Below are 13,800 nucleotides of genomic sequence, written 5' to 3' on the forward strand. Positions count from 1 at the left end.
AACGAGCGAGTTGCCTTCGTCACTCCCCCCTGGTCCATGCCAGGAACCGGCTGAACAGGCCCGGCTTGGGCTTCGGCGTGCCGTGCGAGGCCGGCCGGGGGGTACCCACGGCCGCCGCGACGGGGGCCGTGGCCTGCGGTTCCGTTTGCTGCGCCGGAGCGTGCGCGACGGCGCGCGGCGTGAACCGGACCGGCAGCGCCACCAGGGAGCGGCTCCACGGCGCCGGCACCCAGCTGAGGTCCTTGAAGGGAGCCCGGACCTCGATGTCGGGCAGCCGGTTGAGCAGGGACTCCACGGCGGCGACCGCGATCACGAACGCCGGGTCCTTGGCGGGACAGGCGTGCGGCCCGGCCCCGAAGGCCAGATGGGCCTTGGCGCTGAGCTGCTCGCGGTGCTCGGCGAGCCGCGGGTCGGTGTTGGCGGCCGCGAAGGAGATGACCACCGGGTCGTTCGCCCTGACGACGCGCCCGCCCAGCTCCACGTCGTGCGTCGGGTAGTGGGCCGCGTAGTTGGCGATCGGCGCGTAGTTCCACAGGACCTGGTTGACCGCGTCCTCGACCGGCAGGTCCGTCTGCCAGTCCTCGCCGAGCATCAGGGCACTGGTGGTGCCGATGACCGCGGACAACGGGGTGGTGCCGCCGGACAGCAGCGTCACGAGCTGGTGCAGCACCTCCTCGTCGGTCAGTTCCGCCGAGTGCTGCATCAGGCGTGTCGTGAGGTCCTGGGCCGGGTAGCGCCGTTTACGGGCGATCAGCTCGCCCAGCGCCTCGGCCAGCACCTGGTCGGCGCCCGGCGTACCGGCGAAGATGCCGCTGATGCCGGTGATGACCCGGTCGCCGATCTCGGGCGGGCATCCGAACAGATCGCTGAAGACCAGCAGCGGCAGCGGTTGCGCGTACTCGGCCATCAGCTCGGCCTGGCCGAGCCGTTCGGAGCTGAACCGGCTGATCAGGTAGTCGGCGGACTGCTGGGTCTGCCGTACCAGCTGGAGCTCGTTGACGGTGGCCAGGCTGTCGGTGACGGCCTGGCGCAGCCGGGCGTGCGCGGCGCCGTCGCTGAACAGGGCGTTGGGCCGGTAGCCCAGCATCGGCAGCGCCGGGCTGTCCTCGGGGACCCGGCCCTCGTTCAGCGCGTTCCAACGCCGCGAGTCACGGACGAACGACGCGGGGTTCTGCAGGATGTACAGGGCGGCGTCGTAGCTGGTGACCAGCTCGACCTCCACCCCGGGCGCGATGTCGACGGGGGCGCTCGGGCCGAGAGTGCGCAGATGGGCGTAGTGCCCGTCGGGGTCGGAGCCGAACTGCGGGCCGTAGAGCGGGGTGTTGCCGTGTGCGGGGCAGCCGGGGGGCGGTCCCTGTATGCCGGGTCGCTGCTGCATGGGGGTGGACTCCTAGGCGATGAGGGACAGAAGGTGGTGCACGAGGGTGATGAGGGCGTGCGCCGAGGACTGCTCGTCACGTACGTCACAGGTGACGACGGGCGTGTCCGCGGACAGGTTGAGCGCCTCCCGTACCTCCGCCAACGGGTAACTGGGCATCCCGTCGAAGTGGTTGACGCCGATGGCGTACGTCAGTCCGAACCGCTCGACCAGGTCGAGGATGGGGAAGGAGTCGGAGAGCCGCTCGGGGTCGACGAGGACCAGTGCGCCGAGGGCGCCCCGGGACAGCTCCTCCCACATCTCCTTGAAACGTTCCTGCCCGGGCGTGCCGAACAGGTACAGCACCACCTCGTCGTTGATGGTGAGGCGGCCGAAGTCCATGGCGACCGTGGTGGTCGTCTTGTCGGGGGTACCCGACAGGTCGTCGAAGCCCTCGCTGGCCTCGGTGATCTCCTCTTCGGTCCGCAACGGCTCGATCTCGGAGATGCTGGCGATGCACGTGGTCTTGCCGACCCCGAAGTGCCCCACCACGAGGACCTTCACCGCCGTGCGGACCCCTGAATCCAGGTACACGAATCACGCTCCGAATCGGGCTTTGAGGCCGTCGAGCACGGCGTTCAGCACTTCTCGGTCGACACGCTCGGCGCGGGGAACGGGTTTGCGCGCCACGATCAGACCGCTGTCTTCCATCTGTGCCAGCAGGATCCGGACGATCCCCAGCGGCAGATGGGTGTGGGCGGCCACCTCGGCCACCGACAGGAAACCGTCCTTGACCAGGTCCAGGACCTGGCGGGCCTCCGGCGAGAGCGTACGCGCCGCCGCGACGGCGTCCTCGCTCGCGGACACCAGGGTCGTCCGTTCGTAGACGTTCTCCGGAGGCAGGGAACGCCCGTTGGTGATGACGAAGAGCGGAACTAACGCCGAGGTCAGCTCCAGTTCCTCGTCCGGCTCGTCGGTCATGTGCGGCTCGCCTCCCCGCGCGGCACCAGGTCCGCGCCCAGCAGCGGTACGACCTGATGGAGACGCGTGGTGAACTCCTCGATGTCGGCGTCGTGCTGGGCCGCGGCGGCCAGGAAGGCGCCGTGACCGGCCGAGATCAGGAAGATCCACCCGTGCTGGAACTCGATGACCGTCTGCCGCCAGAGCGCGTCCGGGTGCACCCCGGCGAACTGCGCGGTGGCACGGCTGTAGGCGTGGATGCCGGTCATCGCCGCCGAGATGGTGTCCGCCAGGTCCTGGCTCATGCCCGAGGTCGCGCCGCGCGGCAGACCGTCGGCGCCCAGCAGCAGGGCGTGCCGGGCGCCGCGCACCTGGCCGATCACCTCGTCGAGGTCGGCGATCGCGATCCCGGTACCCCGCCCCGGCCCCTGGTCCGCACGGGGCTGCCCGGGCCGCTCTCCGGCGCCCTCCGCGTGCACGCGGGGCGGCGAGGTGAGGTTGTTGCCGAGCCGGGCGACGAGCCGGTGCATCCGGAACGAGATCTGCTGCATGTCGACGTCGGGCGCGGCGGCCGCCGCCAGATAGGCCCCCTGTCCGGCGCCGATGAGGAAGATCCAGCCGTGCGAGAACTCGATGATGGTCTGGTTCCACTGTCTGTCCTCGCCCGGCCCGGCGAAGTGGGACGTCGCGCGGCTGAGCGACTGCATGCCCGCCATGGCGGCGGATATCATCCGCACGTCCTTCTGCGCCATGCCCTCGGTCGACCCGCGCGGCAGGCCGTCCGCGGACAGCAGGACCGCGTGGCGTGCTCTGGGCACGTTGGCCACGATGTCCTCAAGCATCCACGACAGGTCTGTGGTCATGCCTCATCGGCCCCTTCGGCCGGGGCCGCGGCGAGGTTACGGCCGGAGAGCGTGCCGCGCTGGAAGGCGCCCAGGCTCCGCCCGGCCGCACGCCCGGCTTCCTCCGGCGCCGTGGCCTGCGGCGCGGTGGTGGCGTCGTGGTCGGGAACGCTGGCGATGGGCACCTGGCGGGCGCCGCGCCGGGGCAGACCGTGCGCGGTGCGCGCCACGGGCTCCGGCCGGCCGACTGCACCGCGGCCACCGGCCGCCTGGACATCCACCACCGGAGCGGTCTCCTCCTCGGTCCACAGCTCTTCGGGCAGCAGGACGACCGCACGTACGCCGCCGTAGCGGGAGACACCGGTGACGTCCACCCGGAACCCGTACTGCTGGGCGAGCAGGCCGATCACCGGGAAGCCGAACTTCGGCTGGTTGCCCAGGTGCGACAGCCGGGGGTGGTAGTCCCCGGAGAGCAGGTCGCTCGCCTTCTGCCGCTCCTCGTCGTTCATACCGACACCGGCGTCGTCGATGACGATGCACAGGTTCTTCTGCACCCGCTGGAACGTCACCTCGATGGGCGAGCCCTGCTGCGAGAAACTCGCGGCGTTGTCCAGCAGTTCGGCGACGGCGAGCGCCACGGGCGAGACGGCGGACGCCTTCAGCGCGAACCCGGTCTGCTGCATGATCTCGACGCGCCGGAAGTTACGGATCTGCCCCTGCGCGCTGCGCACCACGTCGTACACGCTCGCGGCCCGGTTGCGACGGCCCAGCGGCGCACCGCACATGACGGCGATGCCCTGCGCCTTACGCGCCATCTGCGCGTTGGCGTGGCTGACTTCGAGCAGGTCGCCCAGCACGGAATGGCCGCCGTACTTGCGCTGGACCTCTTCGAGCAGCGCCAACTGCTCGGCCGCGAGGCTCTGCAGGAAGCGCGCGGAACCCTTGAGCACGGCCTTGGTGCTGTCCTCGGCCGCCTCCTCGGCCTCCCGGATGGTCTTGGCGTGCTCCGTCCGGTGCTGGTGCAACTCGGCTCGTAAAGCGGCGGCTTGGGCGTCGGCCTCGCTCAGTCTCTGCGTGAGGGTGGCCTCGGCGCGAGCCTTCTTCGCCGCGATGGCCTTGTTGCGACGACTGAGGGCCACGGCCGCGGCGAGAGCGATCGCCGTCACGGCAACCAGGCACCACACAAGTACGTCTCGAATCATGGAAACCTTTCCTGGCGTGTAGCCTGCGGCCGTTGGCGGTCGGGCACCGCGAGACCGGTGGCACGACCGGCCGGCCACGGCCTCGACCGAGGTCACGTCCAGAACCGGACTGACAGCGTTTCCACGGCGCCTGAGCCGAGGGGACCAAGGTCACAGACGCGGGGATGCTATCACCCACTTAGGTGAACCTGCGCACGGCCAAGACAGGCCAACGCCCCTGTTCCCGGGGCGAATTGCACTCTGTCGCCCAACTCCCGCAATCCGTTCCGGAAGGCGTGCCGGGCGACGGCGCGCCAGTCGGATGGCATATGCCGGGCGAATGCCGCGTGCGCGCACTCGCCGAAGAGGACGAACCGCACCTCTTCGACCGCGGTGGGCGTGCCGCGTACCGCCGCCACCGCGATCCGCGCCGCGTCCTCCATCGGCCACCGGTACACGCCGGTGGAGACGGCCGGAAACGCGACCGTGCGGGCGCCGAGTCCGTCGGCGCCCCTCAGGGACTCGCGGTAGCGGGAGGCGAGCAGCTCCGCCTTGCCGGCATCGGAGTCGACGACCACCGGGACCGTGCCGGGCACCGGCGGACAGTTGCGGGCCGAGCCTGAACATCCTGCGAGGCGGTCTTGCACATTCGCGGTGCGCGCCGGGCCCTCGTCGAGAGGATGTCCCCTCCGACGACGGCTGGCTGCCCGTGGCCGGGGGCGTCGCCGAGACCGTGGCCGACATCCGCTGGGCCCGCAAAACCGTCGCGACCCGGTTCCTCTCGCTGGAGGCAGCGAGAGGAACCGGGCCCCGAGGGTGGCGTTTACACCAGCCCGTCCGAGGGCTTCCGGACGAGGGCAGGTCGCCGCACCGTGGACCGGTGTCTCCACCATTTCGTCGCCGTCGCGGAGCGTCGGTCGCGTCCGGGGTGATGGCGTGCCTGTGGCGTCACAGGTGCGGCCCCAGCCGGTCGGTGATCGTGCGCAGCACCGCGGCCTGCTGTGCCGCGAGGTAGAAGTGCCCGCCGGGGAACACCTTCAGGTCGAACTCCCCCGCCGTGTGCTCGCTCCAGGCGCGAGCCTCCTCGATGGTGGTCAGCGGGTCGTCGTCCCCGGTCAGCACGAGAACGGGACAGTTCAGGGGCGGGCCCGGACGGTACGTGTACGTCTCGATGGCGCGATAGTCGCTGCGGACGGCGGGCAGGATCATCCGCAGCAGCTCCTCGTCCGCGAGCAGCTCGGCCTCGGTGCCGCTCAGCCGCCGGATCTCCCCCACCAGGCCGTCGTCGTCGAGCAGATGCACCCGCTCCGGGCGCTTCCTCGACGGGGCGCGGCGGCCGGAGGCGAACAGCGTCAGCGGACCGCCGAGCCGCCGCTGTTCCAGCCGGCGGGTCACCTCGAAGGCCAGGGTCGCGCCCATGCTGTGGCCGAAGAACGCGAACGGCCGGTCGAGGCGCGGGGCCAGCGCCTCGACCACGAGGTCGGCGAGCGCCGCTATGTCGTCCACACACGGCTCGGCCCGGCGGTCCTGGCGCCCGGGGTACTGCAGCGCCAGCGTCTCCACCGTGCCCGGCAGCGCCCGGGCGACCGGGTGGAAGAAGCTCGCCGAGCCGCCCGCGTGGGGGAAGCAGACGAGTTGCACCTTGGCGCTCGGCTCGGGGCGGAAGCACCGCACCCAGTCGTCGGCCACGACTGCCGGTCGCGTCATGTTCTTGCCGCCTTCCGTCGTTCCGTTCAAGGGACCCGCCTTCGGGCCGTCGCTCACATCGTGTCCTGCGTCGATCATTGTGCCGCTGTGCGGTGTGACGATCACCGAGCCGCCCCCTCGGGGGCGGGCACCGCGGCGGCCAGTTCGGTCCGCAGGTGGTCGGCGAGTGCCGCGGGCGTCGTGTGGTCGTAGACCGCGGTGGCCGCGAGGGTCAGCCCGGTCACGGTGTTCAGCCGATTGCGCAGCTCGACCGCCCCGAGCGAGGCGAACCCCATGTCGAGGAACCCCCGCTCCGGGTCCACGGCCTCCGGCGTCGGGTGGCCGAGCACAGCGGCCGCGTGGGCGCGCACCAGGTCGAGCAGCACCGTGGCCCGTTCCTCTTCGGACCGCCCCAGCAGCCGCTGCGCCAGGTCGTCCTGGGCGGGCAGTCCGCCGTCCGTCCCGCCGCCGTGCGCACCCGTGCCCTCCTGGAACTCGGGCAGGCCCGCGAGGAGGCGGCTCGGCCGGGCCATGGTGAACACCCTGCCGAACCGCGCCCAGTCGATGTCCGCGGCGAGCACGGCTCCCGCATCCCGGCCGGCCGCCCGCCACAACTCCCCGGCCGCCAGGTCCGGTTCGAGGGCGCGCAGGCCCACCTCGCGCAGGGCTTCGGCGCCCGGGTCGGTGCTCCACGGCCCCCAGGCGATGGAAGTCCCCGGCAGACCCTGTCCGCGCCGCCGCTCGGCCAGTGCGTCGAGGTAGGCGTCCGTCATCGCCCGGACGGCCTGGCCGACCCCGCCGAGCTGTCCGGCGACCGAGGAGAAGACCACGAACGCCGACAGGTCGAGCGCGCGGGTGAGTTCGTCCAGGTTCGCCGCCGCGGCGAGCCGGTCTCCCACCGCCCGGTCGAAGCGGCCGCCGGACAGCTCCGCCACCGGGCCGTCCTCGGCGACGCCCGAGGCGTGCACGACGGCGTCGGGCGGGTACTGCGCGAGCAGCCGGGCCAGCGCCGCGCGGTCGGCCGGGTCGCACGCGGCGACGGTGACGCGGGCACCCGAGCCGCGCAGTTCCCCGGCGAGGTCGTCCGGGTCGGCGCCGTCGCCGGGCAGCACGATGTGCGCCGCGCCGCCGCCGGCCAGCCAGCGGGCGACCTGGGCGCCGGCGCCCCGGGCCCCGCCGGTGACCAGGACCGTGCCGCTGGGGGCCCAGTCCCGGTCGCCGTCCGCGCCCGCCCTCGTACGCAGCAGGCGCCGGCCGAAGAGCCCGGCGGCGCGGACCGCCATCTGGTCCTCGTCGTCCGGTCCCGCCAGGGCACGGCACAGTCGGCGCTGCGCCCGCTCGTCCAGGATGGCGGGCAGGTCGATCAACCCGCCCCACCGTTCCGGGTGTTCGAGCGCGATGGCACGGCCGAGCCCCCACACCAGTGCGGCCTCGGCCTCGGGCGCCGGGTCGGACGGCGCGACCGCGACCGCCCCGCGGGTCAGGCACCACAGCGGTGCGCGCACGTCCAGCTCGCCCAGGGCGCGGGCGAGGGCCACGGTCCGCGCCCCGGTCGCCGGGACCGCGAGCACGCCCGCGACCCGGGGCGGCAGGGATTCCTTCAGGCGGTGCGCGAGCTGTTCGTCGTCGTCCACCGCGATCAGCCGCACGTCCACGCCCTGCCGTGCCAGCCCGTGGACCGCGGACGCCACCAGCGCGTCCGCGGCCCCGTCCGCGGGGACCACCGCGAGCCAGGTTCCGGCCGGGAGCGCGGCGGCCGCATCGGACAGCGGCTGCCAGCCGATCCGGTAGCGCCGCTCGTCCATGGCCGCCTCGGTGGCCGTTTCGGTACGGGTGCGTCGGCGCCAGGCGGCCAGGGCGGGCAGCAGCGCGTCGAGCGAGTCGTGTCCGCCGCCCGCCTCGGTCACCTCGAGCACCTCGGCCAGCGTCGCCAGGTCACCGCCCTCCACCGCCGCCCAGAACCGGTCCTCGCGGTCCTGCCGCCCGCCTCCCGCTGCCCCGTTGCTTTCCCGCGCCCCGCTCAGGGCGGCAGCGGCGGCCGGTTCGTCGTGCATCCAGTACCGGTCGCGGGCGAAGGCGTAGGTCGGCAGCTCGACCGTGCGCGCCCCGTCGAACAGCGGGGCCCAGTCGACCCGTACGCCGTGCACCTGCGCCTGGGCCACCGCGCTGATCAGCGCCGCCACCTCCGGGCGGCCACGCCGCAGGACCGGCGCCAGCACGGCGGCGTCCGGCGCGCCGGACGCCGCCACCTCGGCCAGGCACTCCTGAGCCATTCCCGACAGCACGCCGTCCGGCCCCAGTTCCAGGTAGGTCCGCACCCCGAGGCCGTGCAGCGCGCGTACGCCGTCGTGGAACCGGACGGTGTCCCGGACGTGCCGGGTCCAGTACGCGGCCGAGCCGAGTTCGTCGGCACTCGCCGGAGCGCCGGTGACATTGGAGATCACGTCGATGCGCGGCGGCCGGAAGGAGAGCCCCGCCGCGACGGCCCGGAACTCCTCCAACAGGCCGTCCATGTGCGGCGAATGGAATGCGTGACTCACCCGCAGCCGCCGGGTGCGCCGCCCCTCCGCCTGCCACTGGTCGGCGATCTCGAGCACCGCGTCCCGGTCGCCGGAGAGCACCGTGGCCGCCGGTCCGTTCACCGCGGCGACGGCGGCATAGCTCTCCAGACCCAGCAGGGACGAGCGCACCTCGTCCTCGCTCGCCTGGATCGCGACCATGGCTCCGCCGCCCGGCGCGGCCTGCATCAGCCGGGCGCGGGCCGCGACCAGCGCACAGGCGTCGGGCAGGTCGAGCACCCCGGCCACATGGGCGGCGGCCAGCTCGCCGATCGAGTGCCCCATAACGAAGTCGGGCCGCACGCCCCAGGACTCCAGCAGCCGGAACAGGGCCACTTCGACCGCGAACATGCCGGTCTGGGTGTGTACGGTCCGATCGAGCGCGGTGGCGTCCGACCCGAACACCACGTCCCGGACGCCGACCTCGCGGTGTTCCTCGATGATCTGGAGGTTTCGGTCCAGTTGCCCGCACACCGCGTCGAACGCCGCCGCGTAGACCGGGAACGCGTCGTAGAGCTCGCGGCCCATGCCCAGGCGCTGTGCGCCCTGACCGGTGAACAGGAAGGCGAGCCGGCCCTCCCCCGCGGTGCCGTGGACGAGGTTCGCGGCCGGAGCTCCGTCGGCCAGGGCGGCCAGCCCCTGGAGCACTTCGTCGCGGTCCGCCGCGGTCACCGCCGCCCGGACCGGGAACGCGCCGCGCGTCGTCGCCAGCGACCAGCCCACGTCGGCATGGCTCAACTCCGGCCGCGCCAGCAGGTGTTCACGCAGACGGACGGCTTGGGAGCACAGCGCTCGGGCGCTGCGCGCGGAGAGGAGAAGCGGTACCGGCAAGGCGGTCTCCGACGACCCCTCGGGCTGCGACGCCCCATCGGGCCCCGACGGCCGTTCGGGCTCGGACGGCTCCCCGGGCTCCGACGGCTCTTCGGGCTGCTCGAGAATGACGTGGGCGTTGGTCCCGCTGATCCCGAAGGACGAGACACCGGCCCGGCGCGGGCGCCCTTCGGTCTCCGGCCAGTCCACCTGCTCCGTCAGCAGAGAGACCGCGCCCGCGGACCAGTCCACGTGCGGGGTTCGCCAGCACCATCTTGATCACCCCGGCCACGCCCGCGGCCGCCTGCGTGTGACCGATGTTCGACTTCACCGAGCCCAGCCACAACGGCCGGTCTACATCCCGACCCTGCCCGTACGTCGCCAGCAGCGCCTGCGCCTCGATCGGATCACCCAGGGACGTACCCGTACCATGCGCCTCCACCGCGTCGACCTGGTCCGCGCCGACCCCGGCGTTCGCCAGCGCCTGCCGGATCACCCGCTGTTGGGCGGAACCGTTCGGTGCCGTCAGGCGATAGCTGGCACCGTCCTGGTTGACGGCCGTGCCGCGGACGACCGCGAGCACCTCGTGACCGTTGCGGCGCGCGTCGGAGAGCCGCTCCACCAGCAGCATGCCGACGCCCTCCGACCAGCCGGTGCCGTCGGCCGCCGCCGCGAACGACTTGCAGCGCCCGTCCGCCGCAAGCCCCCGCTGCCGGCTGAACTCCACGAAGGTCGCCGGGCTGGACATGACGGTCACGCCGCCCGCGAGCGCCAGCGAGCATTCGCCCTGCCGCAGCGACTGACAGGCCATGTGCAGTGCGACCAGCGAGGACGAGCACGCCGTGTCGACCGTGACGGCCGGACCCTCGAGTCCGTACGTGTAGGCAACCCGGCCGGAGAGGATGCTGGCCGTGTTGCCGGTGCCGACATAGCCCTCGACCTCGCCGGGCAGGGCCGTCAGGCGCGAGGCGTAGTCGTAGTACATGACGCCGGCGTAGACCCCGGTGTCACTGCCGCGCAGCTCGGCCGGGTCGATCCCGGCCCGCTCGAACGCCTCCCAGGACGCCTGGAGCAGCAGCCGCTGCTGCGGGTCCATGGCGAGGGCTTCGCGGGGGCCGATCCCGAAGAAGTCGGCGTCGAACTCACTCGCGTCGTAGAGGAATCCACCCTCTCGGGCATAGCTCTTGCCCGGCTTGTCGGGGTCGGGGTCGTAGAGGGCGTCGAGGTCCCAGCCACGGTCGGTGGGGAACACCGAGACGCCGTCGCCACCACTGGCCACGAACTCCCACAGCTCGTCGGGGGAGCGCACGCCACCGGGCATCCGGCAGCTCATGCCGATGATCGCGATGGGGTCGTCGGCCGCGTCCGCCCCGGCGGCGGGGGCGGTTGGGCTCGCCTGTGCCGTCCTCGGGGCGGGGCCGTCGGCCCGCTCGCCGAAGAGATCCACGCCGAGACGGCCGGCCAGCGCGGCCGGGGTCGGGTGGTCGAAGATCACGGTGGCGGGCAGCTGGAGGCCGGTGGCCTCGTTCAGCCTGTTGCGCAGGTCCACTCCGGTCAGCGAGTCGAACCCCAGTTCTCCGAAGCCCCGTTGGGGATCCACGGATTCCTTCGAGGAGTGCCCCAACACGGCGGCGATCTGCTCCTGCACGAAGTCGAGCAGGGCCGCGTCCCGCTCGTCGCCGGGAAGGGCACGCAGTCGGTTCCGTACCGTGCTGTCGGCCGCCGCCCGACCGGCCCTGCGGACGGTCGTACGAACCAACTCCCGCAAGATGTACGGAACTTGCGCGGAACGTTCGCGCACCGCACCGGTGTCCAGGTGCATCGGCAGCAGTACGGCGTCGGACTCCGTGGCCGTGCCGGTGACCGTGGCGTCGAACAGCGCCAGCCCCTCCTCCTCGGAGAGGGCACCAATGCCCGCGCGCGACATCCGGTCGACGTCGACCCGCGCGAGCTGCCCCGCCATACCGCCGGACTGCACCCACCGCCCCCACGCGAGGGAGAGCGCGGGCAGCCCCTGGGCGCGGCGCAGGTGCGCGAGCGCGTCCAAAAAGGCGTTGGCGCACGCGTAGTTGGCCTGGCCCGGGCCGCCCCAGGTGGCCGCGGCGGACGAGAACAGCACGAAGGCGGCGAGGTCCAGTCCACGCGTCAGCTCGTGCAGATTCCACGCGGCGTCGACCTTGGGGCGGAGTACGGAGCGCAGGCGCTCTTCCGTCAGCGACTCGATCACGCCGTCATCCAGGACGCCCGCCGCGTGCACCACCGCCGTCAGGGGGTGCGCCGGGGAGATCCCGGACATCAGCCGCTCGAGGGCCGCGCGGTCCGCCGCGTCGCATGCGACGACGGTGACCTCGGCGCCGGACTCGCCCAGTTCCGTGACCAGTTCGGCCGCGCCGGGCGCTTCGGGGCCGGTCCGGCCGGCCAGTACGAGATGACGGGCACCGTGCTCGGCCACGAGGTGCCGGGCCAGCAGGCTGCCCAACACGCCGGTGCCCCCGGTGATCAACACCGTTCCGGCGGGGCCGAAGGCGCTGGCCCCGGCGTCTTCTCGACCCGAGCCCTCCTGCGCGAAGGCGGCTCGACGCAGCCTCGGGACCAGGAGGGCTCCGTCGCGTACGGCCACCTGCGGTTCGTCGGTCGCCAGGGCCGAGGCGAGTACGGCGTCCGGGACAGCGCCCTCGGCCGGGTCCGCGCCCGTCTCCGCCTCCGCGTCGATCAGGACGATCCGGCCCGGGTGCTCGGACTGCGCCGACCGCACCAGCCCCCACACCGCCGCCCCCGCGGGGTCGGCGCTCTCCTCGTCGGACGTGGCCACCGCGCCTGTGGTCACGATCGCGAGCCGGGTCCCCCCGAACCGGTCGTCGGCCAGCCAGGTGCGCACCACCCGCAGCGCATAGGCGGTGGCCGCATGCGCCGCGGCGGCCGGGTCGCCCGTGCCGGGGAGGCAGGCGGCCACCACGGTGGGCGGCGGGGGCGCGTCCGAACCGACGGCGTCCTGCCAGTCTCCGAACGCGACCGCGTCGGCGGTGCCGTCGGCCATGGCGGGCACCTCGACCGGCCTCCAGCCCAGGCGGAACAGCGAACGCCGCACCGTCGAGCGGGCGTTGTCGAGTTGCTGGGCGGTCACCTGCCGAAAGACCAGCGACTCCACCGACAGTACGGCCGCGCCGGTCCCGTCGGCCACCGACAGCGCGAGCGTGTCCGGGGCGGTGGCAGTCAGCCGCACCCGCAGCGTGTCGGCGCCACCGGCGTGCAGCCGTACCCCGGTCCACAGGAAGGGCAGTCGGGCCCGGTCCGCGTCCCGGAACAGGGGGCCCAGCGTGCCGGGGTGCAGTGCCGCGTCGAGCAGGGCGGGGTGCAGCCCGTACCGACCGGCTTCGGACCGGTGCCCGTCGGGCAGCGCCACCTCGGCGTAGACGTCGTCCCCCTCCGCCCAGGCCGCGCGTACGCCCTGGAACGCGGGTCCGTACGCGAATCCGGCCTCGGTCAGCCGCTCGTACAGCCCTGTCACGTCCAAGGGTTGGGCGTGCGGCGGCGGCCAGGCGGCGGCCCAGGCGAACGACGGCGTGGGGCGGCCGGCCGAGAGGAACCCGCTCGCGTGCCTGGTCCAGCCACCGGCCACGTCATCCGCAGCGGCGGCCGGGCGGGAGTAGATCTCCACCGACCGCCTGCCGCGCTCGTCCGCCGTACCGACGGCCAACTGGAGCTGGACCGTTGCCTGCTCGTGGAGTACGAGGGGGGCTTCGAGGGCCAGTTCGTCGACGTGGTCGCAGCCGACCTCGTTCCCGGCGCGTACGGCCAGCTCCGCGAAGGCGGCGCCGGGCAACAGGACCGTGTCGCCGACCACATGACCGGCGAGCCAGCGCTGACCGGCCAGCGACAACCGGCCGGTGAGCAGCAGACCGTCGTGGTCCGCGAGCGCCACGGTGGCGCCCAGGAGCGGGTGTTGGGCCGGGTGCAGGCCGAGGCCCACGGCGTCGCCGGTCGCGCCGCCGGCGTCCAGCCAGTAGCGCTGCCGCTGGAAGGGGTAGGTCGGCAGCTCAACTCGGCGGGCGCCCCGGCCCGCGTACCGTTTCGCCCAGTCGACCTGGACACCCCGTACATGGGCGCGGGCCACGGCGACGGCGACCGCGTCGGCCTCCGGGCGGTTCGCGCGCAGCAGCGGGATCAGCTCAGTGCCGGCGGCCACGGACTCCTGGCCCATGGCGCAGAGCGCGCCCGCCGGGCCGAGCTCGAGGAAGGTGGTGACTCCCTGGGAGTCCAGCCAGCGCATGCCCTCGTGGAACCGTACCGACCGGCGGATCTGCTGTACCCAGTAGTCGGCGGTGGTGATCTCGTCGGCGGACGCGAGCGTACCGGTGACGTTGGAGACGATCGCGATGCGCGGCACCCCGTACGACAACCCCTCC

The 13,800-nt window shown here is 73.2% G+C and carries 7 protein-coding genes and 3 pseudogenes; 1 reads left to right on the forward strand and 9 read right to left on the reverse strand.

Features of this window, described 5'->3' with window-relative positions:
- Nucleotides 1-19 precede the first annotated feature (19 nt).
- From ADK64_RS24680 to ADK64_RS49090, 6 genes and pseudogenes are all read right to left on the reverse strand, one after another.
- Nucleotides 20-1,378, reverse strand: coding sequence for a cytochrome P450 (locus tag ADK64_RS24680; RefSeq protein WP_053662021.1), 1,359 nt, complete (start codon nucleotides 1,376-1,378; stop codon nucleotides 20-22).
- Nucleotides 1,379-1,390: 12 nt separating this feature from the next.
- Nucleotides 1,391-1,951: a GTP-binding protein gene (locus tag ADK64_RS24685; RefSeq protein WP_053662022.1), complete on the reverse strand. Its 561-nt coding sequence runs from the start codon at nucleotides 1,949-1,951 to the stop codon at nucleotides 1,391-1,393.
- Between the two features lie 3 nt (nucleotides 1,952-1,954).
- Nucleotides 1,955-2,338, reverse strand: coding sequence for a DUF742 domain-containing protein (locus tag ADK64_RS24690; RefSeq protein WP_053662023.1), 384 nt, complete (start codon nucleotides 2,336-2,338; stop codon nucleotides 1,955-1,957).
- Nucleotides 2,335-3,180, reverse strand: a complete 846-nt coding sequence (locus tag ADK64_RS24695) for a roadblock/LC7 domain-containing protein (protein WP_234384690.1) — start codon at nucleotides 3,178-3,180, stop codon at nucleotides 2,335-2,337. The genes ADK64_RS24690 and ADK64_RS24695 overlap by 4 nt, the downstream gene beginning before the upstream one ends.
- The gene (locus ADK64_RS24700) at nucleotides 3,177-4,361 is read right to left on the reverse strand and encodes an ATP-binding protein (protein WP_053662024.1); all 1,185 of its coding nucleotides are present in this window, start codon (nucleotides 4,359-4,361) and stop codon (nucleotides 3,177-3,179) included. The genes ADK64_RS24695 and ADK64_RS24700 overlap by 4 nt, the downstream gene beginning before the upstream one ends.
- A gap of 305 nt (nucleotides 4,362-4,666) precedes the next feature.
- Nucleotides 4,667-4,927 (reverse strand): annotated as a pseudogene (locus ADK64_RS49090) (macro domain-containing protein); the annotation flags it as partial.
- 54 nt (nucleotides 4,928-4,981) lie between these two features.
- Here ADK64_RS49090 and ADK64_RS49095 point away from each other — a divergent pair.
- Nucleotides 4,982-5,118: pseudogene (locus ADK64_RS49095) on the forward strand (metallophosphoesterase); the annotation flags it as partial.
- 170 nt (nucleotides 5,119-5,288) lie between these two features.
- Here ADK64_RS49095 and ADK64_RS24710 read toward each other — a convergent pair.
- The 3 genes and pseudogenes from ADK64_RS24710 to ADK64_RS46700 form a co-directional block, all read right to left on the reverse strand.
- Nucleotides 5,289-6,047, reverse strand: coding sequence for a thioesterase II family protein (locus ADK64_RS24710; RefSeq protein WP_053662036.1), 759 nt, complete (start codon nucleotides 6,045-6,047; stop codon nucleotides 5,289-5,291).
- Between the two features lie 101 nt (nucleotides 6,048-6,148).
- Nucleotides 6,149-7,831: a beta-ketoacyl reductase gene (locus tag ADK64_RS49100; RefSeq protein WP_420713027.1), complete on the reverse strand. Its 1,683-nt coding sequence runs from the start codon at nucleotides 7,829-7,831 to the stop codon at nucleotides 6,149-6,151.
- Between the two features lie 6 nt (nucleotides 7,832-7,837).
- A pseudogene (locus ADK64_RS46700) lies at nucleotides 7,838-13,800 on the reverse strand (type I polyketide synthase); the annotation flags it as partial.

The sequence above is a fragment of the Streptomyces sp. MMG1121 genome (assembly GCF_001280015.1).
Lineage (GTDB): Bacteria > Actinomycetota > Actinomycetes > Streptomycetales > Streptomycetaceae > Streptomyces.

Bases quoted from the DNA above. Each gene is read 5' to 3' on its own strand.
- ADK64_RS49100 (WP_420713027.1), bottom strand. From the start codon at position 7,831: ATGGACGAGCGGCGCTACCGGATCGGCTGGCAGCCGCTGTCCGATGCG.
- ADK64_RS24680 (WP_053662021.1), bottom strand. From the start codon at position 1,378: ATGCAGCAGCGACCCGGCATACAGGGACCGCCCCCCGGCTGCCCCGCA.
- ADK64_RS24710 (WP_053662036.1), bottom strand. From the start codon at position 6,047: ATGACGCGACCGGCAGTCGTGGCCGACGACTGGGTGCGGTGCTTCCGC.
- ADK64_RS24700 (WP_053662024.1), bottom strand. From the start codon at position 4,361: ATGATTCGAGACGTACTTGTGTGGTGCCTGGTTGCCGTGACGGCGATC.
- ADK64_RS24690 (WP_053662023.1), bottom strand. From the start codon at position 2,338: ATGACCGACGAGCCGGACGAGGAACTGGAGCTGACCTCGGCGTTAGTT.
- ADK64_RS24695 (WP_234384690.1), bottom strand. From the start codon at position 3,180: ATGACCACAGACCTGTCGTGGATGCTTGAGGACATCGTGGCCAACGTG.